The sequence below is a fragment of the Streptomyces sp. CBMA29 genome, assembly GCF_014596445.1.
Lineage (GTDB): Bacteria > Actinomycetota > Actinomycetes > Streptomycetales > Streptomycetaceae > Actinacidiphila.
This window is the reverse complement of the sequence record NZ_MECL01000228.1, coordinates 1-21627: the sequence shown is the minus strand read 5'-3', so window position 1 is coordinate 21627 and position 21627 is coordinate 1. Positions and strand designations below refer to the sequence as shown.

General features: G+C 71.9%; 16 protein-coding genes. 3 read left to right on the top strand and 13 right to left on the bottom strand.

The genetic code is table 11. The features are described from left to right. Positions 1-5: 5 nt before the first annotated feature. The 7 genes from BGM09_RS32065 to BGM09_RS32035 all read right to left on the bottom strand — a co-directional run bounded on the left by BGM09_RS32065 (position 6) and on the right by BGM09_RS32035 (position 10787). Positions 6-1442 (bottom strand): aldehyde dehydrogenase family protein, encoded by a 1437-nt coding sequence (locus tag BGM09_RS32065; RefSeq protein ID WP_188285253.1) that lies wholly within the window; start codon positions 1440-1442, stop codon positions 6-8. Positions 1443-1641: 199 nt separating this feature from the next. Next, entirely contained in the window at positions 1642-2823 is a 1182-nt protein-coding gene (locus BGM09_RS32060) for an ROK family transcriptional regulator (protein ID WP_317452973.1), read from the bottom strand. A 187-nt stretch (positions 2824-3010) separates the two neighbouring features. Then, on the bottom strand, positions 3011-4291 hold the full coding sequence (locus tag BGM09_RS32055; RefSeq protein ID WP_188285251.1) for an alpha-L-fucosidase: 1281 nt from the start codon (positions 4289-4291) through the stop codon (positions 3011-3013). A gap of 201 nt (positions 4292-4492) precedes the next feature. Next, positions 4493-7231 (bottom strand): beta-glucosidase family protein, encoded by a 2739-nt coding sequence (locus BGM09_RS32050; RefSeq protein WP_188285250.1) that lies wholly within the window; start codon positions 7229-7231, stop codon positions 4493-4495. Positions 7232-7233: 2 nt separating this feature from the next. Next, positions 7234-8106 carry a carbohydrate ABC transporter permease gene (locus tag BGM09_RS32045; RefSeq protein WP_188285249.1) on the bottom strand — a complete coding sequence of 291 codons (873 nt, stop codon included), beginning with the start codon at positions 8104-8106 and terminating at the stop codon, positions 7234-7236. Continuing rightward, complete coding sequence (locus BGM09_RS32040; RefSeq protein ID WP_188285248.1) at positions 8103-9104, bottom strand: carbohydrate ABC transporter permease; 1002 nt, start codon at positions 9102-9104, stop codon at positions 8103-8105. The genes BGM09_RS32045 and BGM09_RS32040 overlap by 4 nt, the downstream gene beginning before the upstream one ends. A 378-nt stretch (positions 9105-9482) precedes the next feature. Continuing rightward, positions 9483-10787: an extracellular solute-binding protein gene (locus tag BGM09_RS32035; RefSeq protein WP_188285247.1), complete on the bottom strand. Its 1305-nt coding sequence runs from the start codon at positions 10785-10787 to the stop codon at positions 9483-9485. A 388-nt stretch (positions 10788-11175) separates the two neighbouring features. Here BGM09_RS32035 and BGM09_RS32030 point away from each other — a divergent pair, with 388 nt between their 5' ends. Further along, the gene (locus tag BGM09_RS32030) at positions 11176-14229 is read left to right on the top strand and encodes a discoidin domain-containing protein (RefSeq protein ID WP_188285246.1); all 3054 of its coding nucleotides are present in this window, start codon (positions 11176-11178) and stop codon (positions 14227-14229) included. 137 nt (positions 14230-14366) lie between these two features. After that, positions 14367-15419, top strand: coding sequence for a LacI family DNA-binding transcriptional regulator (locus BGM09_RS32025; RefSeq protein WP_188285245.1), 1053 nt, complete (start codon positions 14367-14369; stop codon positions 15417-15419). Between the two features lie 81 nt (positions 15420-15500). Here the strand turns inward: BGM09_RS32025 and BGM09_RS32020 are convergent, their stop codons facing one another. The 5 genes from BGM09_RS32020 to BGM09_RS32000 all read right to left on the bottom strand — a co-directional run bounded on the left by BGM09_RS32020 (position 15501) and on the right by BGM09_RS32000 (position 19375). After that, entirely contained in the window at positions 15501-16205 is a 705-nt protein-coding gene (locus BGM09_RS32020) for a 4'-phosphopantetheinyl transferase (RefSeq protein ID WP_188285244.1), read from the bottom strand. Next, positions 16202-17068: a metallophosphoesterase family protein gene (locus BGM09_RS32015; protein ID WP_188285243.1), complete on the bottom strand. Its 867-nt coding sequence runs from the start codon at positions 17066-17068 to the stop codon at positions 16202-16204. The genes BGM09_RS32020 and BGM09_RS32015 overlap by 4 nt, the downstream gene beginning before the upstream one ends. Positions 17069-17287: 219 nt before the next feature. Next, positions 17288-18481: a thiolase family protein gene (locus BGM09_RS32010; RefSeq protein ID WP_188285242.1), complete on the bottom strand. Its 1194-nt coding sequence runs from the start codon at positions 18479-18481 to the stop codon at positions 17288-17290. A 203-nt stretch (positions 18482-18684) separates the two neighbouring features. Then, the gene (locus tag BGM09_RS32005; protein WP_188285241.1) at positions 18685-19170 is read right to left on the bottom strand and encodes an RNA-binding S4 domain-containing protein; all 486 of its coding nucleotides are present in this window, start codon (positions 19168-19170) and stop codon (positions 18685-18687) included. 49 nt (positions 19171-19219) lie between these two features. Further along, positions 19220-19375: a hypothetical protein gene (locus BGM09_RS32000; RefSeq protein ID WP_188285240.1), complete on the bottom strand. Its 156-nt coding sequence runs from the start codon at positions 19373-19375 to the stop codon at positions 19220-19222. An 81-nt stretch (positions 19376-19456) separates the two neighbouring features. On the opposite strand from BGM09_RS32000, the gene BGM09_RS31995 reads away from it, so the two are divergent. Further along, positions 19457-20344: a LysR family transcriptional regulator gene (locus BGM09_RS31995; protein WP_188285239.1), complete on the top strand. Its 888-nt coding sequence runs from the start codon at positions 19457-19459 to the stop codon at positions 20342-20344. A gap of 65 nt (positions 20345-20409) precedes the next feature. On the opposite strand, the gene BGM09_RS31990 is transcribed toward BGM09_RS31995, so the two are convergent. After that, the coding region (locus tag BGM09_RS31990) for a phosphodiester glycosidase family protein (RefSeq protein ID WP_188285238.1) at positions 20410-21627 on the bottom strand (1218 nt) is incomplete at its 5' end.

The following is a 21627-nucleotide window of genomic DNA, read 5'->3' as shown; positions in this document are numbered from 1 at the left end:
GTTCCTCAGCTCTCGTCGGTGGCGGGCGCGGTGGCCCAGTCGGGAAGGTTCAACGGCGTGCGCTGGAGGCCGATCCACTGCCGCCGCGTGAAGCCGGGCATCTGGTTCTCCGCGCCGTGCCTGGCGTGCGCGTCATTGACGTGCACCTCGCCCGCCGCGAGCCGCTCCGCGACGGACAGACCGCGGATCAGATCCCGCGTGAAGACCGAATTCATCAGCATGGGAAGGCCGTTGGTCAGCGCCACGGCCTCCTCCTCGGTGTCGACCACCGTCACCGGGATCACCGGCCCGAAGACCTCCTCCCGGAACGCGGGCATCTCCGGCGTCACCCCGGTCAGCACCGTCGGCCGGTAGAACAGCCCCTCGTACGTACCGCCGGTCACCAGCCGCGCGCCCATCGCCAACGACGGCTCCACGATCGTGCGGTGCAGCCGGTCCCGCTGCGCCCGGCTGATCAGCGGCCCCAACGCGTTCCCCGCGTCGAACGGATCCCCCACCTTCAGCGCCGCCGCCCGCCGCACCACGGCCTCCACATACGCGTCCGCGACGGCCCGCTGCACGATGTGCCGACTGGCGCTGATGCACGTCTGCCCCTGGAACTCCAGCGACGCCACCATCGCGCAGTCCGCGGCCAGTTCCACATCCGCGTCGTCCAGCACCACGAACGCGTTGCTGCCGCCCAACTCCAGCCGGATGTCCCGCAGTTCCCCCGCCGCCGCCCGGCTGATCGCCAGGCCCACCTCCCGCGACCCGGTGAAGTCCAGCATGTCCACCCCCTGATGCCGCGCCAACGCCCACCCGGCCTCCGGGCCCTCCCCCGTCACCACGTTCAACACCCCGCGCGGCAGCCCCACATGCTCGGCCGCCTCCGCCAGTACCTGCCCCCCGATCACCGGCGTCAGCTCCGCCGGCTTCAGCACCACCGTGTTGCCGAACGCCAGCCCCGGCGCCACCGCCCGCATCGCCAGATTCATCGGGTAGTTCCACGGCGTGATCAGTCCCAGCACCCCGAGCGGCACCACCCGCGACAGCGACAACTTCCCCGCCTTGTACGGCGGCAGGATCTCCCCCGCGTTCTCACTCACCTGCACCGCCGACAAGGCGAGCTGCCGCACGCTCGTCCCCACCTCGTCCTCGGCCTTCGCCCGCACCCCGCCCGTCTCCCGCATGCTCTGCTCGACCAGTTCCCCGAACCGCTCCTCCAGATACCGCCCCAACTCCCGCACATACCGGCCCCGTTCCGGCGCCGCCAGCCCCGCCCAGCCCGGCTGCGCCGCCCGCGCCGCCGCCACCGCCCGGTCCACGTCCTCCGCCGCCCCCAGCGCGTACCGCCCGATCGCCCGCCCCGTCGCCTTCTCCTCCACCACCGCGCTCGTCCGCGACGCCGCCGCCACGAACTCGCCGTCGATGTACAGCCGACCGTCTCCGGGGTGCGAGGGCATACGTTCTCCAAGGAAGGGAGTGCCGAAAGGGGCCGCCTTTTTCTTGGACTTAAACTAAGTAGCGACCGATCATCGGTCAATCCGTCGCACACAACTTTTTCCAGGAGCACGGCCACCCACGGCGGTTCCCCCCCGGGGTGCGGCTACGTGAGGGGCCGCACCGCACTCGCCGCGAGGGTGAGCTGACGCGAACCGCCCCCTACGCCCCCTTCAACACCCCGTGCACCGGCAGCGTCGCCGCTCCCAGCGCCACCGCCTCCGGGCCCAGGCGGCCCAGTTCCACCGCCGTGCCCGCCGCCAGGTAGTCGAGCGTGTGGCGTCGCATCGCGTCGCGTACGGCGGGGAGCATCGTCGGGCCCATGGAGCCGCTGACCCAGCCGGAGAGGATGACGCGGTCGGGGCTGAGCAGATTGATCAGATTGGCGATGCCGATGCCCAGGTACTCCGCGGTCCAGCGGACCGTGTCGGCGGCCGGGCCCGGCCGGGAGGCGGCGGCGACGAGGGCCGCGACGCGCGCTTCGGTGCCGGCGCCGGGGAGTTCGGGGGCGCCGGGGATGCGCCCGTAGTGGCCGAGGATCGCGTCGGCGCCGACGTACGCCTCGAGGCAGCCGTGGGAGCCGCAGCGGCACGCGGCGCCGCCCGCCTCGACGACGGTGTGGCCCCACTCGCTGGTGGTGCTGGTGACGCCGCCGGGCGAGCCGGTGGCGACGGCGGCGCCGACGCCGACCGCGAGCAGCGCGACGATGGCGCGTTCGGCGCCCCGGCCCGCGCCGCGCCACATCTCGGCCTGGCCGAGGGTGCGGGCGCAGTTGTCGAGGTGCAGGGGCGCCGCGACGTTCGGCCTGAGCAGCGCGTCGAAGGGGACGTCGGACCAGCCGAGGGTCGGCGCGTGGACCGAGCCGTCGGGCAGGACCGCCCCGGGGACGCCGACACCGACGCCGAGCAGCGTGCCGGTGTCGACGCCCGCCTTGGCGGTGACTTCCTCGATGCCCGCCGTCACGAGACCGGCCAGCACCGCGGGGTCGGGCCGTCCGGTGTCCATCGGGTAGGTGGCGGTGGCGAGCGTGTCGAGCGTCCAGTCGAAGAGCCCGACCTGGACGTGGGTCTCGCCGATGTCGACACCGGCCACCTGCCCGTATCCGGGCCGTACTTCGAGGAGGGTGCGGGGACGGCCGCCGTCGGAGTCGAGAAGTCCCGCCTCGGCGACGAGGCCGTCCGCGACCAGGTCGGTGACGACGTTGCTGACGGTGGCGGAGCTGAGCCCGGTGGCGCGCATCAGGTCGTAGCGGCTGGCGGGGCCGTGCAGATAGAGCCGGGTCAGCACCGATGTGCGGTTGTGCCGACGCAGGTCCCTCGTCGTCCGGCCCACGTCGCGCGTCACCGGGCTCCCTCCACGATGTCTGTCGGACACGGCACCCCCGGGAGAGCGCAGTACAGGGCACATAGTGCCAGATCACCCACTCTCCGCTGTGAGGAGCACTCCCCGGGAACCAAGACATCGGATGCTTCGGATGCTTACGGTCAACTCACCCCTTCCCGTCGGCCCGTAGCCCTCCTTGAACCGCGCCTCACACCCGTCCCGTCCCGCGGTACAGGTCGAGTTCGCCGTCCAGCTCCACGGCCAGCACGGTGGCGTGCTCGTCGATGTCGGCCGCCGAGGGCGCCTCGATCCACAGCACTCCCGGTACGTCGTGCAGGCCGCCGGTGACCTCGTGGCCGAGTTCGGTACCGGTGCCGACCACGGTCACGCGGCGTACGGCGTTGCGCAGCCCGCGCAGCGAGACCGTCTCGCGCGGGGCGTCGAAGCAGGTCAGGTAGAGGGTGCGGCGGTCGGCGGAGAGGGTGCTCGGACCGTAGTGGTGGCCGGCCGGGAGTCCGGCGACGGTGCCGTGGACGGCGGCGGAGTGGCGCGCGATCCAGTCGCCGAGCCCTTCGAGGCGGGCTGCCTGCTCGGCGGTGATCGTGCCGTCCTCGCGCGGGCCGACGTCCAGCAGCAGATTGCCGCCCGCGCCGATCGTCTCGGTGAAGTAGCGCACGAGCTGGCCGACCGACTTCTGGTGGTCGTCGTGGCCCTGGTAGCCCCAGGAGTCGTTCACGGTCAGGCACAGCTCCCAGGGGCCGTCGGGGGCCTGGAGCGGGACGCCCTGCTCAGGGGTGGCGTAGTCGCCGCGGCTGAACATCCGGGCGTTGAAGACCGTCTCGGGGTTGACCGTGAGGACGGCGTCGGCGAGCGTGTCGATGCCCCACTGCTCCTCGGCGCGCTCCCACTCGCCGTCGAACCACAGCAGGTCGGGGCGGTAGCGCTCGGCCAGTTCCCCTACCTGGGCGTCGCGGTAGCCGAGGTAGCGCTGCCAGGCGGCGGGGTCCTCCGTGCCCGGCGCGGGGGCGCTGAGCGGGTTGTCGTTGACGGCGGCCTGGACCGGGTCGGGGTCGGGGTGCCGGACGGTCGGGTAGTCGGGGTGCGACCAGTCGGAGTGCGAGTAGTAGAAGCCGACCTTGAGCCCTTCGGCGCGCAGCGCGTCGGCGTAGCCGCCGAGCAGGTCGCGGCCCGCGGGGGTGTCGCGGGTGACGGACAGGCCGTCCTCGCGGGCGGTGTCCCACAGGGCCACACCGTCGTGGTGACGGGCCGTCAGAACGGCGTAGCGGGCGCCGGCGCGGGCGAACAGCCGCGCCCAGTCGCCCGGTTCGTACGCGGCGGCGGTGAACCCCGCGAGCTGCTTCATGTACTGCTCCCGGGTGACCTGCCCGGTGTAGAAGGACCACGACTCGGGGACACCGTCGACGGCGTAGATCCCGTAGTGGATGAAGATGCCGAGCTTGGCGTCGGCGAACCAGGGCTGCATGGGCATGGGGCGCGTCCTCGCGAGACGATACATCGGATGTGTTGCCGGGACGCGTTGACCTTACGGTTCACCGGTCGGGGCAATCAATCCCCCTCAGGATCCCTCAGGAACCCCCAGGTTCCACCGGATCGGGACCGGGCCTGAGCGTGCCCGGGGGACGCCCCCGACTGTCAGGTGAGGGGGGCGCCCCGGTCTCGGTGCGTTCGCTCAGAACGCCAGTGGCGCGGAGAGCGGCAGCCGGGCGGCCGTGGGGCCCGCGTACAGCGTGTACGGGGCCGGGCGGCTCCGCCAGCGCCCTTCCGCGGGCGACCACCGCTGGAACGACCGTGCTGCCACGTGAACTTCCGCCACGACATCCTCACCGGGCTCGGCCCGGACCGCGGTAAATCCGGCCAGTCGCGGTCCACCGTTGTCATAGTCACCGTCGGGCCCGGTGCCGAGGTAGACCTGGACGACCTCGCGGCCCGCACGCGTCCCGGTGTTGCGCAGCGCGACCCGTACCACGATGTCCCGTTCTCCGTCCTCACCTGCGGCTTCACCATGGCCCGAGGTCTCTTCCGCCGCCTCGGGCAGGTTCAGCAACCGGTAGTCCCAGGTGGTGTAGCCGAGCCCGTGACCGAACCAGTACGCGGGTTCCGCGCCCGCCCTGCGCCACGCACGATGGCCGATATACGGCCCTTCCTCGTACGGCAGCACACCGTCGGCGGGAGTGGTGGACGGCAGGGGCGCGCCCTCGGCGAGTCCGGCCCAGGTGGTGGGCAGCCGCCCGCCGGGCTCGGCGTGGCCGAACAGCACGTCGGCCAGGCCGTGTCCGGCCTCCTGGCCGGGGAACCAGCTCAGCAGCACCGCGGGAACGCTCTCCCGCCAGGGCAGTTCGACCGGTCCGCCGGAGTTGACGATCACCACGGTACGGGGGTTGGCGGCGGCGACCGCGGCGACGAGTTCGTCCTGACGGCCGGGGAGCGCGAGCGACGTACGGTCGAAGCCCTCGCTCTCGATCTCGTCGGTGGTGCCGACCACCACGACGGCCACGTCCGCGTCGCGGGCCAGCGCCACGGCCTCGGCGATCGACTCGTCCTCGTCGCGCCGCGGCGGGTCGGCGGCCAGCGCGACCGCGAAGCCGTCGTCCGCCTCCCAGTGCCGGGTGGCGACCAGCAGCAGTTCACCGCCCGCCGTCACCTGCCGGGACGCCACCCGGAAGGACGGTGTGACGTGGACATAGGTGGGGTCCCGCGATTCGGGCCGCACATAGGTGTCGATCAGCGTCTCGCCGTCCGCCCGCAGCGTGACGGCGCCGAGGCCGACCACGGCGAACCGCCACTCGCCCGTGACATCCGGTGTGACCAGGGCGCTGACCTCGACGGCCGCCGCGGTGGCGGCAAGTTCCGGCGCGTCGCCCGACTCCAGGATCCGGCCGCTGAGCCGGTGCTCGGCGTGGATCTCGGCGCCGTCGGCGGCGAGGTAGCGGACCAGGACGCCGGGGGCGCCGCTGCGCGGGTCGCGGGAGTTACCGCTGTGCAGCGGGGTCGGCCGGGTGGTGAGGACGACGCCCTCGGCGTGCACGACCTCGGCGGTGTCGCCGACCTCGTCCCTGACGCCGTCGAGCGGCGAGACGACCTCGATCGGGAAGACGCCCGCGCTGCCGCCGCCCTGGACGCGCGCGGCGGCGGCGTTCGGGCCGAGTACGGCGATCCGCGGCGGCCTGCCGTCCGGGCCGCTGTCCGGGCCGCTCCTTCGTCCGGGAGCGAACGGGTCGAGCGGCAGCAGCGCGCCCTCGTTGCGCAGCAGGACGCTCGCGGCGGCGACCGCGCGGCGCAGCAGGGCGCGGGCGTCGTCGGACACGACCGGCGCGGCGGCCGGTGACGTGGCGCCCGGCGACGTGGCGGTCTCTCGTGCGTCGCCTCGTGCGTCGCCTCGTGCGTCGCCGTGGGCTTCCAGGGGTGACAAGGTCCCCTGGAAGCCCTCCAGCGCACCGACCCGTGCGGCGAGCCGCAGGAATCGGCGGACCTTGTCGTCGATCACCGTCTCGGGCACCCGGCCCTCGCGGACCGCCGCCACCAGCGGCTCGCCCCACAGCGGGTGCGGCCCCGGCATCGCGAGGTCCTGCGGGGCGAGCGCCGACTCCTCGGTGGACCGGACCGCTCCCCAGTCGGAGACCACGACTCCGTCGAAGGCCCAGGTGCCCTTGAGCGGTTCGGCCAGCAGCGGGCTCTCGGACATGGTGATGCCGTTGACCGCGTTGTACGCGGACATCACCACCCACACGCCCGCGCGCACCGCGGCCTCGAAGGGCGCCATGTACAGCTCGCGCAGGGTGCGTTCGTCGACCCGGGCGTCCAGCGTCAGGCGTTCGGTCTCCGAGTCGTTGGCCACGTAGTGCTTGGCGGTGGCCGCGACGCCGCCTGCCTGGACACCGCGGATGTACGCGGCGGCCGTGCGTCCGGTGAGCAGCGGGTCCTCGGAGTAGCACTCGAAGTGCCGCCCGGCCGCCGGGGTCCTGTGCAGGTTGAGGGTGGGGGCGAGCATGATGTCGATCCGCTTGCGGCGGGCCTCCGCGGCGAGCAGGCCGCCGAGTTCGGCGACGAGTTCCTCGTCCCAGCTCGCCGCGAGCGCGGTCGGCGACGGCAGGACGAGCGCGGTGTCGCGTTCGTCCCAGCGCTCGCCGCGTACGCCCGCGGGCCCGTCGGACACGCCCATCTCCCGCAGGCCGACGGCCGGTTCGCCCTGCGTCCTGAAGGAACTGGCGCCGGAGAGCAGCCGGACCTTGGCGGGGAGGTCGAGCTTGGCGACGAGCGCGTCCAACTCCGCGTCGGACGGGGCGGGTTCCGCCTCCGGCGCAGATTCCGACGCCGACCCCGGCGCGGGCCCTGAACCGTTCCCCGACGCGGGATCGGACAGCGTCGCGGGCCCGGGAAGGGGCAGGGACTCGGACTCGGGAGTGATCATGGTCATCCCTTCATGGCCCCCTGCATGATGCCGTCCAGGATTTGACGGCCCATCAGCAGGAAGACCGCGATGATCGGCAGGCTGGAGACGAGCGCCCCGGTGAGCACCAGGGAGTAGTCCTGGATGTAGCCGCTGGCCAGTTCGGACAGCGAGAGCTGCACCGTGGGGTTCTGCTGGGTCATGACCACCTTGGGCCAGTAGAAGTCGTTCCAACTGGCCATGAAGGTGAGCATGCCGAGCACCGCCATCGCCGGGCGGGCGGCGGGCAGTGCGATGTGCCAGTACAGGCCCCGGGTCGTGCAGCCGTCCATCCGGCCCGCGTCGAGCAGTTCGTCGGGGATGGCCGTGACCAGGTACTGCCGCATGAAGAACACGCCGAAGGCGTTGGCGGCGGCGGGCACGATGAGCGCCTGGAGGTGGTTCGCCCAGTGCAGCCAGTTCGCCATCATGATGTAGAGCGGGATGATGCCGAGCTGGGTGGGGACCATCATCGTCGCCACCACGGAGCCCAGCAGCGGGCTCCGGCCGGGGAACCGCAGCTTGGCGAAGGCGAATCCGGCGAGTGTGGAGGTCAGCACCACCGAGACGGTGACCGTGCCGGCCACGATCAGTGAGTTGACCAGGGCCAGTTGCATGTCGGCCTGGTCGAACGCCCGGCGCAGGTTGGACAGGAGGTGGCTGCCGGGCAGCAGCGCGGGCGGCACCTGGCTGAGTGCGGCGTTGTCCCGCGAGGCGGCGACCAGCGTCCAGTACAGCGGGAAGACCGAGAGTCCGACGACGACGGCGAGCGCGACGTAGACGCCCTTGCCCGCCGAGAGCTGACGGTCCCGGCCGGATCGGCGGCGGGGGCGCTTGGTGAGCGGCAGGGTGGTCATGCGGCCTCGACTCCCTTCATGCGGCGGGCCAGAAGGAAGTTGACGGCGACGATCACGACGATGACCAGGAACATCGCCCAGGAGATCGCGGCGCCGTAGCCGTATTTGAACTTCCCCCAGAACTGGTCGTACGAGTACAGCGCCATCGTCTGGAACTGGTGCTGCGAGCCGCCCGCCATCGGGGTCTGGCTCGCGCTGAACAGCAGTGGCTCGCCGAACATCTGGAGCGCGCCGATGGTCGAGGTGATGACGGTGAACAAGATGGTGGGGCGCAGCACCGGGATGGTGATGGACCTGAACTGCCGCCACCGGCTGGCTCCGTCGATCGCGGCGGCCTCGTACAGCTCGAAGGGGACGGCCTGCATCGCGGCGAGGTAGATCAGCGCGTTGTAGCCGGTCCAGCGCCAGGTGACGATGGTGGAGATGCCGATCCAGGAGGACCAGGTGCCCGCCTGCCAGTCGGTGTGCGGGACGCCGAAGAGGCCGAGGAACCAGTTGACCAGGCCGAAGTCGCGGCCGAAGAGCTGGACGAAGATGATCGTGACGGCCGCGACCGAGGTGACGTTGGGCAGCAGCACGCCCATCCGGATGAAAGTGCGGCCCCGCAGGCGGTAGTTGAGCAGATGGGCCAGGCCCAGCGCGAGCAGCAGTTGCGGGACGGTGGAGAGCACGCCGATGCCGAGGGTGTTGCGCAGCGCGTTCCAGAAGAACTGGTCGTGCAGCAGGGTGCGGTAGTTGTCGAGGCCGACGAAGGTGTGCCTGCTGCCGTCGGTGTCGGCCCGCCAGGCGGTGAGCGACACGTACGCGGTGTAGAGCAGGGGGAACAGGCCGAAGACGCCGAAGACGAGGAAGAACGGCGAGATGTAGAAGTACGGCGACAGGCGCCGCTCGGTCCGGTGCCAGCGGGCCCCCCTGGCGGGGGCGGTGTGGGGCGCCGACTTGCCGGGCGAGGGGTTGTCCTGCGAGGCGGCGGGCGGGGTGCCGGTCGAGACGGCCATGCATCTGCTCCTGGTTGGTGGCCGGCGGGGGGTACGCGGTGGGCGGGGAGTGGGAAGGGTGCGCAACCCCCGCCGGCCCGTCGAGTGGCGCGAGCGGCCCGGAACGGGAACCTTCAGGCGGTCGGGAACCCGGAGGCCGTTGAGGACCTCACGTCCGGGGCCGGCTCCCGTCGTGCCCCACCGTCCGCGCGGCCCGCTCGGGACAGCGGTCCGCGCGGACGGCGGGATCCGGTGGCCGCCCGCCGCGATCCGGCGGCCACTTCGGTCCGGGAGTACGGGCGCGGGGCCCGGCTCCGGGACGCCGGAGGGGTGGTGCCGGGACCGGCGGGTCAGGGGCGGCGCGAGCGGCGCCCGGCACCCGTGCCCGCCGGCCGGGCACTACTCGCCGATGTTCTTGATCTCGGCGTTGGCGTTGCTCCACGCCTTGTCCACGCCCGCCTTGCCCTGTTCGACCGAGACCAGGGCGTTGCCATAGATGTTGCCGATGTCGGCGCCGTGCGGGCCGAGCGGCTGCGGCTTCAGGTTCTTCGCGGAGTCGGAGAAGATCTTGCCGGTGGGCGCGCCGTTGAACATCGGGTCGGTCAGGTTCGCGATGTCGGGCGAGGTCCACAGCGCCTGGTCGGACGGGAAGAAGCCCTTGTTCTTGAAGAGCCAGGCTTCCTGAGCGGGCGCGGTGAGCCACTTGGCCAGGTCGACGGCGGCCTTGGTGTGCTTGCCCTGCTTGGGCACCGTCAGATAGGAGCCGCCCCAGTTGCCGCCGCCGCCGGGGATGGTGGCGATGTCCCACTTGCCGCCGTCGGCGGGCGGGTTGGCCTTGAACTCGTAGCTCATCCAGGCCGGGCAGGTCACGGTGGCGAACTGGCTCTTGCGGAAGCCGGTGTCCCAGGCGGGGGTGAAGGCGGCGATACCGGCCGACTCACCGTCCTTGATGGCGCCCGCGACCGTGTCGAACGCCTGCTTGACCGCCGGGTTGGACGCGGCGACGACCTTGCCGTCCGCGTCGTAGAACGCCTGCGGCGCCTGCGCGGTCATCGCGGAGAAGACATTGCTGCCCGCGTCGAACCACTTGACCTTCTTGTCCGGGCTCTTGGCGAGGAACTGCTTGCCGGTGGAGAAGTAGGAGTCCCAGCTCGACACCAGCGAGGAGACGGCCTGCCGGTCGGTGGGCAGCCCGGCCTTCTGGAAGAGGTCGGCGCGGTAGCAGAGCGCCATGCCGCCCATGTCGGTGCCGAGGCCGAAGAGCGAGGAGCCGTCCCGGCTGGAGGCGGGGGCGGTCTTGGACGCCACCCACTGGTTCTTGTCGACGCCCTCGTCCAGGAAGTTGACGAATTTGCTCGCCTCGGACTGGAAGCCCGCGACCTGGCCGATCTCGATCGCCTCGATGTCGGCGGTGCCGCTACCCGCGACCAGGTGCGCGTGCAGATTCTGGTGGTGGGCGCCCAGGTCGGCCCGGTTCTCCTTGATCGTGATGTTCGGGTGGAGCTTGTGGTACTGGGCGTAGAGGTCCTTGTAGCCGAAGTCCGAGAACAGGTTCACGGTGAGCGTGGTCTTGGCGTTGGCGTCGTCGCCGGAACCGGACTTGGACGTCGAGTCGCTTCCGCAGCCGGTGGCCAGGAGCGCGGCGGCCAGTACGGCGCCCCCTCCCGCGAGCCACGTCCTGCGTCTGTTTCCTGTGTCGCTCATGGGGACTTCCTCGGATTTCTCGGTCTCTGGGCGGACGGGTGGGGCGGCCGGAGGGACCCCGGGGCAGGCAGGAAAAGAACGCTTGGAGAGCGCTCTCCCAATGCCGGTACATTCACGCCCCGCACGGGCATGTGTCAAGACCCGGTACTCCGATCCGCACCGGATCCGCACGTTCCGGCAGTGAACAGACCTACCGAATCAGTGAGTTATAGGGCATAACGAGCGAGATATGTCGTCATCTCGTGTCCGATGCCTTGACACCCCGGAAACCGGGACGCAACCATCTGCCCACTGAGAGAGCGCTCTCCCGCATGCTCCATGCCCCGGAACCCGCCGTCCCGGAGAGCCGCACCCTCCCTCCCTCACCTCCCCCCGCAGGAGAATCGGCATGAGAGCCTCACACTCACCGACCGCCCGGTTCAGATCCCTTCCACCGTCACTGCGCGCGGCCCTCCTGGTGCTCCTCGCCATGGGCCTCGCCCTGTACGCGCTCGCCGTCCCCACCACGGCCGCGCACGCCGCCGACACCCTGCTCTCGCAGGGCAAGCCCGCGACCGCCTCCAGCACCGAGGGCGCCGGTTACCCGGCCTCCGCCGCGGTCGACGGCGACGCCGGCACCCGCTGGGCCAGCGCCTGGAGCGACCCGCAGTGGCTCCAGGTGGACCTCGGCGCCGCCTCCACCGTCAGCAAGGTCGTGCTGAACTGGGAGAACTACGCGACGGCGTACCAGATCCAGGTCTCCGACACCGGCACCGGCGGCTGGACGACGATCTACTCCACGACCACCGGCACCGGCGGCACCCAGACCCTCACGGTCAGCGGCACCGGCCGGTACGTCCGGATCAACGGCACCGTGCGCAACAACGGCTACGGCTACTCGCTGTGGGAGTTCCAGGTGTACGGCGCCGCGGGCTCCGGCGGCACGGGCGGTACGACCGGCGGTGACAACGGCGGTACGGGCACGCCGCCGCCCGGCAACTGGACCACGGTGTGGAGCGACGACTTCACCGGCGCGGCCGGCACCTCGCCCAGCGCCGCAAACTGGATCACGGACACCGGTACCGCCTACCCCGGCGGCCCCGCCAACTGGGGCACCGGCGAGGTCGACACCACCACCAACTCCCCCGCGAACGTGGGCCTCGACGGCAACGGCCACCTCAACCTGACGGCCCTGAAGTCGGGTACGGCCTGGACGTCCGGCCGGATCGAGTCCAAGCGGACCGACTTCGCGGCGCCCGCGGGCGGCCAGCTCCAGATCTCCGCCACGCTCAAGCAGCCGGATCCGGCCAAGGCACTGGGTTACTGGCCGTCCTTCCGCGCGATGGGCGCCGCCTTCCGGGGCAACCCCGGCGCGTGGCCGGCCGTCGGCGAGAGCGACATCATGGAGAACGTCAACGGCCGCTCGCAGCTCTCCGCGACCCTGCACTGCGGCACCGCGCCCGGCGGGAACTGCGACGAGTACAACGGCAAGACCAGCGGCCTGGCCACCTGCTCCGGCTGCCAGACCGGCTACCACACGTACTCCGAGATCATCGACCGCACGAAGTCCGACGAGCAGATCCGCTACTACCTCGACGGCAAGCAGATCTGGCAGGTCAACGAGTCGCAGGTCGGCGTCGCGACCTGGGAGGCGGCCGTGCACCACGGCGTCTTCGTCGACTTCAGCCTCAGGATCGGCGGCTCCTACCCCAACTCCGTCTGCGGCTGCACCTCTCCGGCCGCCGACACCTCCTCCGGCGGCGCGCTCAGCATCGACAACGTGACGGTCTCCCAGATCGCCGCGGGCACCGTGCCGACCGCGCTCACCGACCCGCCGGTGCCGACCGGCGCCAGCGACGTGCACGTCACGGGCAGCCAGGGCAACTGGAAGCTCACGGTCAACGGGGCGCCGTACACCGTCAAGGGCATGACCTGGGGCCCGTCCAACGACACGGCGAACGCGCACATGCGTGACCTGAAGGCGATGGGCGTCAACACCGTGCGCACCTGGGGCACCGACGCGGGCTCCAAGCCGCTCCTGGACGCCGCCGCGCAGTTCGGTCTGAAGGTGGTCAACGGCTTCTGGCTCAACCAGGGCGCGGACTACGTCAACGACACGGCGTACAAGACCAACACGCTCAACGACATCAAGAACTGGGTGACGACGTACAAGAACCACCCGGGCGTGCTGATGTGGGATGTCGGCAACGAGGTCATCCTCACCACGCAGGACCACTACTCGGGTGCCGCGATCGAGCAACAGCGCATCGCCTACGCGAAATTCGTCGAGCAGGTGACGCAGGCGATCCACGCGATCGACCCGAACCACCCGGTGACGTCGACGGACGCGTGGACCGGCGCGTGGCCGTACTACAAGCAGTACACGCCGTCGCTCGACCTCTACGCGGTCAACTCCTACGGCGCGGTCTGCAATGTGAAGCAGGACTGGATCAACGGCGGTTACACCAAGCCGTACATCGTCACCGAGACCGGCGAGGCCGGCGAGTGGGAGGTGCCGAACGACGCGAACGGGGTGCCCACCGAGCCGACGGACATCCAGAAGCGGGACGCGTACGTGTCCGCGTGGAACTGCATCTCGGGCCACACCGGGGTCGCGCTCGGCGCCACGATCTTCCACTACGGCAACGAGAACGACTTCGGCGGCGTGTGGTTCAACGTCCGCCCCGCGAGCTGGAACCGGATGATGTACTACTCGGTGGCCAAGGACTACGGCGGCACGCCGCAGGCCAACACCCCGCCGGTGATCAGCTCGATGACGGTCGGCAACAGCGGTTCCGTCCCGGCCGGCGGCACCTTCGACGTCTCGGCCTCGGCGACCGATCCGGACGGCGACCTGATCCGGTATCAGCTCATGTACTCCACCAAGTACGTGGACAGCGGGACCGGACTGCAACAGGTCACCTTCACGCAGACCGGCGACGGCAGGTTCACGGTGACCGCGCCCAAGACGCTCGGGGTGTGGAAGGTGTACGTGTACGCCTTCGACGGGCACGGGAACGTCGGTATCGAGACCAAGTCGTTCCGCGTGGTGGCGCCGACGGTCGGCGGTACGAACGTGGCGCTCGGCAAGCCGACGACCGCGTCCTCGTACCAGCAGACCGGCAACGGGGCGCCGTTCCCGCCGTCGAACACCACGGACGGGCGCTGGGACACCCGGTGGGCGACCGACTGGACCGACGCGCAGTGGCTGCGGGTCGACCTCGGGCAGACCACCGCGATCAAGCACATCCAGCTCGGCTGGGAGTCCGCCTACGGGAAGTCGTACCAGGTGCAGGTGTCCAACGACGGCAACACGTGGACGGACATCTACAGCACGACCACCGCGACCGGCGGCGTGGAGACGTTCGACGTCAACGGGTCCGGCCGCTATGTGCGGCTGAATCTGACGCAGCGCGGCACGGCCTACGGGTACTCGCTGTACGAGTTCGGGGTGTACGCGTGACCCGGGTGACCGGGGCGCGCGGTTGAGACCGGGGCGGGGCGCGGCGGGCCTGTGGGGGCCGCCGTACCCCGCCCCATCTGCGTGTTGTCCGACCAGGACTTAGGGAGAGCGCTCTCCGTGCGTGGTATAACTGGACCATGACGAGCAGCCGTCCTGCCGGGCCCCGCCTGCCCACACTGGAAGACGTCGCGCGGTCCGCCGGGGTGTCGCGGGCGACGGTGTCCCGTGTGGTCAACGGGACGCGCAATGTCGATCCGGAGATCCAGAAGGTCGTCCAGGAGGCGGTCGAGGCGACCGGGTACATCCCCAATCGCGCGGCCAGGTCGCTGGTCACCCGGCGTACGGACTCGGTCGCGCTGGTCTTCTCGGTGCCCGACCACCACGCGGCCGACGACCCCTTCCTCGGGCAGGTCTTCAGCGACCCGTTCTTCGGCCGGATAGTGGGCGGCCTGCTCACGGTGCTGCGCCCGCGCGGCGTGCACCCGTTGCTGATGCTCGCCGACTCCGAGAAGGCGCGGCGCTCGCTGGTGCCGAATCTGCGGCAGGAGCACATCGACGGCGTGGTGCTGGTGTCGATCGCGCCGGGCGACCCGCTGCCGTCCCTGCTCACCGAGGCCGGGCTGCCGACCGTGCTGTTCGCCCGGCCCGCCACGCCGATCCCGATCAGCTTCGTGGACGTCGCGCAGCAGGCGGGCGCGAAGCTCGCCGCCGAGCGCCTGCTGGCCCGCGGCTGCCGCCGGATCACCACCATCGCCGGCCCGGCCGACTCCCCCGCGGGCCAGGACCGCCTCGCGGGCTTCCGGGAGGCGATGGCCGAGCACGGCTACGCGTACGTCCCCAGCGTCGAGGGCAGCTTCACGCAGGAGGGCGGCGAGCGGGCGATGAAGCAGTTGCTGTCAGAACAGCCCGACACCGACGGCGTGTTCGTCGCCAACGACCTGATGGCGCAGGGCGCCCTCCTCGTCCTGCGCGACCACGGCCGCCGGGTGCCCGACGACGTGGCCGTCATCGGCTTCGACGACAGCAGCGCCGCCCTGTCCTCCCGCCCCCTGCTGACCACCATCCGCCAGCCGGTCGAGGACATGGCCGCCGAAATGGCGAAGCTTCTGATGGCTCTCATCGACGACCCCGCCCAGCAGACCCGCTCGGCGATCTTCAAAACAACCCTGATCCCCCGCGAATCCGCCTGACGGCGGTGTCACCCCACCCGCGCCCCTGGGAGACGCTCCCCCTCCGCCGCACGTAAGGCGAGCCCCGGAGGGGCAGGAGGGTCAAGCGCCAGGCGCAGCCGTCTCGTGGGGGACGACGATCGCGGTGGCGACGAGGCCGTTGCGGGTGGTCCAGCGGCCGGTGAAGATGTCGGGGCCGATGCCTTCGGCGAGGAGGGGGCCGGGAATCAGGAGGCGGGCGGTGTAGCCGCCGCGGTCGGGGGCGTCGGGGTCGCGGGTGAAGAGGAGTTCGGCCTCCTCGAAGCCGAGCATCTTGCGGTGGAAGGGATACCACGCCTTGTAGACGGTCTCCTTGGCGCTGAACAGCAGCCGGTCCCAGTGGATTTCGGGTGCTTCCTCGCCCAGCCGCTCCAGCGCGGCGGCCTCCGCGTCGGTGGCGGTGACGACCTTGAGCACCCCTTCGGGCAGCGGCCCGTGCGGCTCGGCGTCGATGCCGAGGGTGTGGACGTCGGAGGTACGGGCGACGGCCGCGGCCCGGTAGCCGTCGCAGTGGGTGATGCTGCCGACGACGCCGGCCGGCCAGACCGGCGCTCCCCGGTCGGGGTCGCGCGGGATCGGCCCCGGCGCGATCCCGAGCCCGGCCAGCGCGGCACGGGCGCAGGCGCGGCCCGCCGCGTACTCGGCGCGGCGCTTGGCGACCGCCTTGGCGACGGCCGCGGCCTCCTCGGGGAAGAGCGGCGCGCCGTCGAACTCCGCGCCGTACACGGCCCGCGAGCGGACGGCGGCGGGCAGCAGGTGCTCGATCACCGGCGGACGCCCTGACGTCCGGCCAGTATCCGCCGGGGCCCCGCGGGCCCGGTGTCGCGCCGCCCCCACTCGCGCGGGTAGCCGAGCGAGACCTCGGTGAAGCGGACGCCGTCACGCCACATCACGCGCGGGATGTGCAGATGCCCGTAGACGACTTCGGCGGCCCGGAAGCGGGTGTGCCACCGCTCGGTCCGCTCGGTGCCGCACCACAGGGCGAACGACGGGTAGCGCAGGATGCGCGTCGGGTCGCGGTGCAGCGGGAAGTGGTTGGCCAGCACCGTCGGCAGCGCCGGGTCCAGCGCCTCCAGGCGGGCCTCGGTCTCGGCCACCCGGACCCGGCACCAGTCGTCGAGGCCCGGCAGCGGGTCGGGGTGCAGGAACCGCTCGTCGTTGCAGATCACGCCGAGGTCCCGCGAGTGCGCCAGCGCCTCTTCCTTGGTGGTGGCACCGGGCGTGCCGTCGCGCCACGTGTAGTCGTACAACAGGAACATCGGTACGACCGCGACCGGTCCCCGCTCGCCCTCCCACAGGGGGTACGGGTCCTCGGGTGTGATGACGCCGAGGCGGCGGATCTCCTCGACCAGGTGGCGGTAGCGTGCCTCGCCGCGGAGCTGCACCGGGTCGTCCGGCGGGGTCCACAGCTCGTGGTTGCCCGGCAGCCAGATGACGGTGGAGAAGTGCTCCTTGAGCGTGCTCAGCGCCCAGATGATGTCCTCGGAGTTCTCGGCGACGTCCCCGGCGACGATCAGCCAGTCCTCGTCCGTCCCCGGCCGCAACTGCTCCACGATGAGGCGGTTGGCCGCGTAGCCGACGTGCAGGTCACTGATCGCGAGCAGCTGCGCCCCGCTGTCGGGGCCGGTCAACGTGCGTCAGCTCGTCCGCTAAGTGGTGTAGGCACGCGATCGATTGTCCCAGACGGCGGCGGACGGCACCGGGCTTTCGGGTCCGCGGGCGGTGTCACGGAGGTGGTTCCCGTCACCCTCGCCGCCGCTTCGGCCGGGCAGCGGCGTCGTCGTACCGACACGGGTCGGACGCGGATCAGGCACGGGTCAGACGCGGATCAGTCGCGACTGCGTCGCGGATCAGTCGCGGTCGACCAGCACCGCCGTGCCCTGGCCGACGCCGACGCACATCGTGGCCAGGCCACGGCGGGCGCCGGTGCGATTCATCCGGTGCAGCAAGGTGGTGAGGATACGGGCGCCCGAGCAGCCGAGGGGGTGGCCGAGTGCGATGGCGCCGCCGTCGGGATTGACCAGTTCGGGGTCGACTCCGAGTTCGCGCACGGAGGCCAGCGCCTGGGCGGCGAACGCCTCGTTGAACTCGGCCTCCTCGACGCTGTCGACGGTCCTGCCGAGCCGGGCGAGCACGCGCCGGGTCGCCGGTACCGGCCCGACGCCCATGACGTCCGGGTGCACTCCGGCGCTGGCCCCGGCCGCGTACCGGCCGAGGGATTCGAGTCCCAGGTCGCCCAGCGCCTCCTCGCTGACCAGCAGCAGCCCGGCGGCGCCGTCGTTCATCGGCGAGGCGTTGCCCGCGGTGACCGTGCCGGTGCCGTCCTTGCGGAAGACCGGCTTGAGCGCGGCCAGCCGCTCGGCGGTGGTGTCCTCGCGGATGCACTCGTCCCGCGTGACGACCACGCCGTCGGGCCGGGTGACGGGCAGGATCTCGGCGTCGAAGAGGCCCTTCTCGCGGGCGGCGGCGGCATTGCGGTGGCTGCGCAGCGCGAAGGCGTCCTGGTCGGCGCGGCTGACGCCGTACCGCGTGGCGACCTCCTCCGCCGTCTCCCCCATCGCCAGCACGCCGTGCAGTTCGCGCATCCGGTCGTTGGTGAGCCGCCAGCCGAGCCGGGTGTCGTACGTCGGCATCGTGTGCGGCAGCGCGTCGTCGGGGCGGGGCAGTACGAAGGGGGCGCGGCTCATCGACTCGGAGCCGCCCGCGACCACGATGTCGGCTTCGCCCGCCGCGATCATGCGGGCGGCGGCGGTGACGGCTTCGAGCCCGGACGCGCAGAGCCGGTTGACGGTGGCGCCGGGCACGCTGTCCGGCAGGCCCGCGAGCAGCACGGCCATCCGCGCCACATTGCGGTTGTCCTCGCCCGACTGATTCGCCGCGCCCCAGTAGACGTCGTCGATCCTCGCCGGGTCGAGCGCGGGCACGCCGTCCAGCAGACCACGCAGCACGGTCGCCGCCAGGTCGTCGGGACGGACCGCGGAGAGCGCTCCCCGCAGCTTCCCGATGGGGGTGCGGCGGGCGGCGGCGAAGTGGACAGGTCGCATCGCGTGCTCCTCCTGGCGGGACCCGGTGGTGCGGGTCGGGCGGCCCCGGGTGTGGGTGCGTACCGCCACCCGTAAACTAGCACCGCAAGTTTATGGAGGCGAGGGCCGCTCCCGTGCCCGCCCTCGCCTCATCCCGCCCGGCCGTCGCCGTAGGACTCGCGGGTCACACGGGCGGTGTCGCCCGCGGTTCAGTCGCCCTCGGTTCAGTCGCCCTCGGGACGGTCGCCCTCGGGACGCCGGGCGCCGCCTCGTGGACGCGGGGTCCCGCCGGGACGGCCGCCGTCGCCGGGCCGCGCGCTGCCGTGCAGCAGCCGTTCCAGCTCGCGCCGGTCCCGCTTGGTCGGACGCCCGGTGCCGCGGTCGCGCAGGCCCAGCGCCAGGACGTCCTCGCGCGGGGGCGGCGGCGGGCTGTTGTCCACGAAGCACTCGGCCGCCGCGGGCGCGCCCACCCGCTTGCTCAGCACCTTGGAGACGACCACGATCCGCTCGCGGCCCGCGTGGTGCAGCCGTACCTCGTCGCCGACGCGTACGGCCTGGGCGGGCTTCACGCGCTCGCCGTTCACCCGGACGTGTCCGGCCCTGCACGCCGTGGCGGCGATCGAGCGCGTCTTGGTCAGGCGTACGCACCAGATCCAACTGTCCACCCGTACGCTCCCGCCGCCCGCGGGCTTCCCCTCGTCACCAGCCATGCCTCCGAGCCTACGACGTGCTCCGCCCTCGTCACCCCTGGTTTCCCGCTCACCTGGGCGGACGGCCGCGCGCGGGGTGCGCGGCGGTGTACGCGCGCACGGCCGCTTTCGCGCCGCGGTGCGAGCCGGGGCCGCGTACCGCCGCGATCGAGGACAGGTGGACGATCCGCCCGCCGGGCCGCCGTACGTACGGCGGGAGGATCAACTCCAGCTCGTGGAATGATCGTTAAGTAAGATTTAACAGCGAGATCACACATTCCTCGACGGCACCAGGAAGGGGGCCTGCATGGAGCGGTACGAGATGGAGACGTTCCTGACCCTCGCCGAGGAGCTGCACTTCGGGCGGACCGCCATGCGGCTGCGGGTGACCACGGCCCGGGTCAGCCAGGTGATCAGCAAGCTCGAACGCCGCGTCGGGGCGCCGCTGTTCGAGCGCACCAGCCGCAGTGTGGTGCTGACCCCGATCGGCCGGCGCCTCCACGACGACCTGCGGCCCGCGTTCGAGCGGCTGGAGGCGGCGCTGGCGACGGCGGTCGCCGAGGGGCGCGGGGTGACCGGGCTGCTGCGGGTGGGCTTCGTGGGCGCGGCGGCAGGTCAGCTGCTGGTCAGGGCCACCGAGCGGTTCCGTACCCGGCATCCGGGCTGCGAGGTGGAGATCCGCGAGGTCCAGATGACCGAGGCGCTGGAACGGCTGCGCGCGGACGCGCTGGAGGTGCTGATCGCCTGCCTGCCGCTGTCGGGCCCGGATCTGGCCAACGGCCCCGTGCTGCTGTCGGAGCCGCGCATGCTGGCGGTCCCCGCGACGCATCCGTTCGCCCAGCGCGGCACGGTCTCGGTGGAGGACCTGGCCCGCACGCAGGTGCTGCAAGCGCCGTGCTCGCTGCCCGACTACTGGCGCGAGCCGGGGACGCCGCAGCAGACCCCGGCGGGTCTGGCGATCCCGGTCGGCCGCTCGGCGGCGACCTTCCAGGAGGTTCTGACCCTGGTCGGAGCGGGCCAGGGGGTCTTTCCGGTGGGCGCGCACGCCACCCGGTTCCCCGCCCGCCCCGATGTCGTCTACCTCCCCTTCCACGACACGCCGCCGCTGGACTGGGGTCCGGTGTGGCGGGCGTCCCGCGCCACCGCCCGTATCCGGGCGTTCACCGAAGCGGCGGCGGCCGACCAGATGGCGTAGCGCCGTACCCGGCCGCGCGGCCACAGCGGCGGGCCCGTACCGGTGGGCCGCCGCCGGGCGTGCGGTCAGCGGGCGTAGACGGCCACGAAGTCGCGGGTGGCCTGGGTGTAGTAGCGGTCCGGCGGGTCCTCGAAGTCGAGGATGTTGGTGGGTTTCGGGTCCGCCGGATTCTTGGAGCTGTCGTAGGACATGAAGGACGGCCACGCGCGGTTCATGTCCAGCGGCATGGCGCGGACCGCCCCCGCGTGCTGCATCAGTTCGGCGAGGGTCCGCGCGGTCAGCGCCTGGCCGACCACCATGATGATGTCGCCCTGTGCGGTGATGCCGACGCCCGAGCGCTCGACGAACATCTTGCTCTGGTCGGTGACACCCCACTTGGAGTCGTCGCCGATGTCGGACACCACCCGGCCGTCGTCGACCATCAGCTCCAGGCACTGGCGTACGCCGACGACGTCCTTGGTCATGTGCACATCGCGGCCCCAGACCCCGATGCGGATCGAGCCGTCCTTGTAGAAGACCTCGGACGCGGTGCCGTCGCGCAGGTCGCCCGCCGTCTGCCCGTTGAGGTAGAAGCCGCCGCGCGAGCCGCCGTCGGTGACCCGGAAGCCGCCGTTCCAGGTGGCGACCAGACCGGTGCGCTGCCCCTTGGGGATGTTGGGCGGTACGGAGAAGGTGCCGCCGGGCTCGCGGAATCCGGGGTGGAGCTGGAAGCGCGCGTGCTTGCCGCTGATCCAGGCGACGGCCGCCTCGTACGAGGTGTGGTCGCCGTCCGGCCTGACGTACGTCCCCTGGACGATCGGCTGGCCGTGAGCGCTGGACAGGGTGCGGAAGACGCCCTCGCCCGGCAGGCCCGGGGTGACCAGCGGGCGCATCGGGGCGCGCAGCGGGATGACCGGCGCGGCGGGGGCCGCGGGCGCTCCCTCCGGCGCGGCGCCCGCGGCGGTGGTGGCGGGCGCGGTGGCCTTCATACGGGCCAGCGCGTCGGCCGACAGCGAGCCGCCGACCTTCGGCGGGTTCATCTTGTACTGGACGTCCTCCAGTTTGTTGACCACGAAGCCCAGTTCGTGGTCGCGGGCCCACTCGGCGAGCCTGGCCACGTTGCTGTCCTTGCCGGGGTAGGTCAGCGCCTGGCCGACCGACCAGCCCACGGTGCCGACGCACACCACGCAGACGCCGAGCGCGCCGCGGGTGACCAGCCGGCGGCGGCGGAGCTGCGTCGGGGTCAGATCCCGTTTGTGCTTCCACGGCGGCAGCCGTCTGCGGCGCGTGCGTCCGCCGCCGTC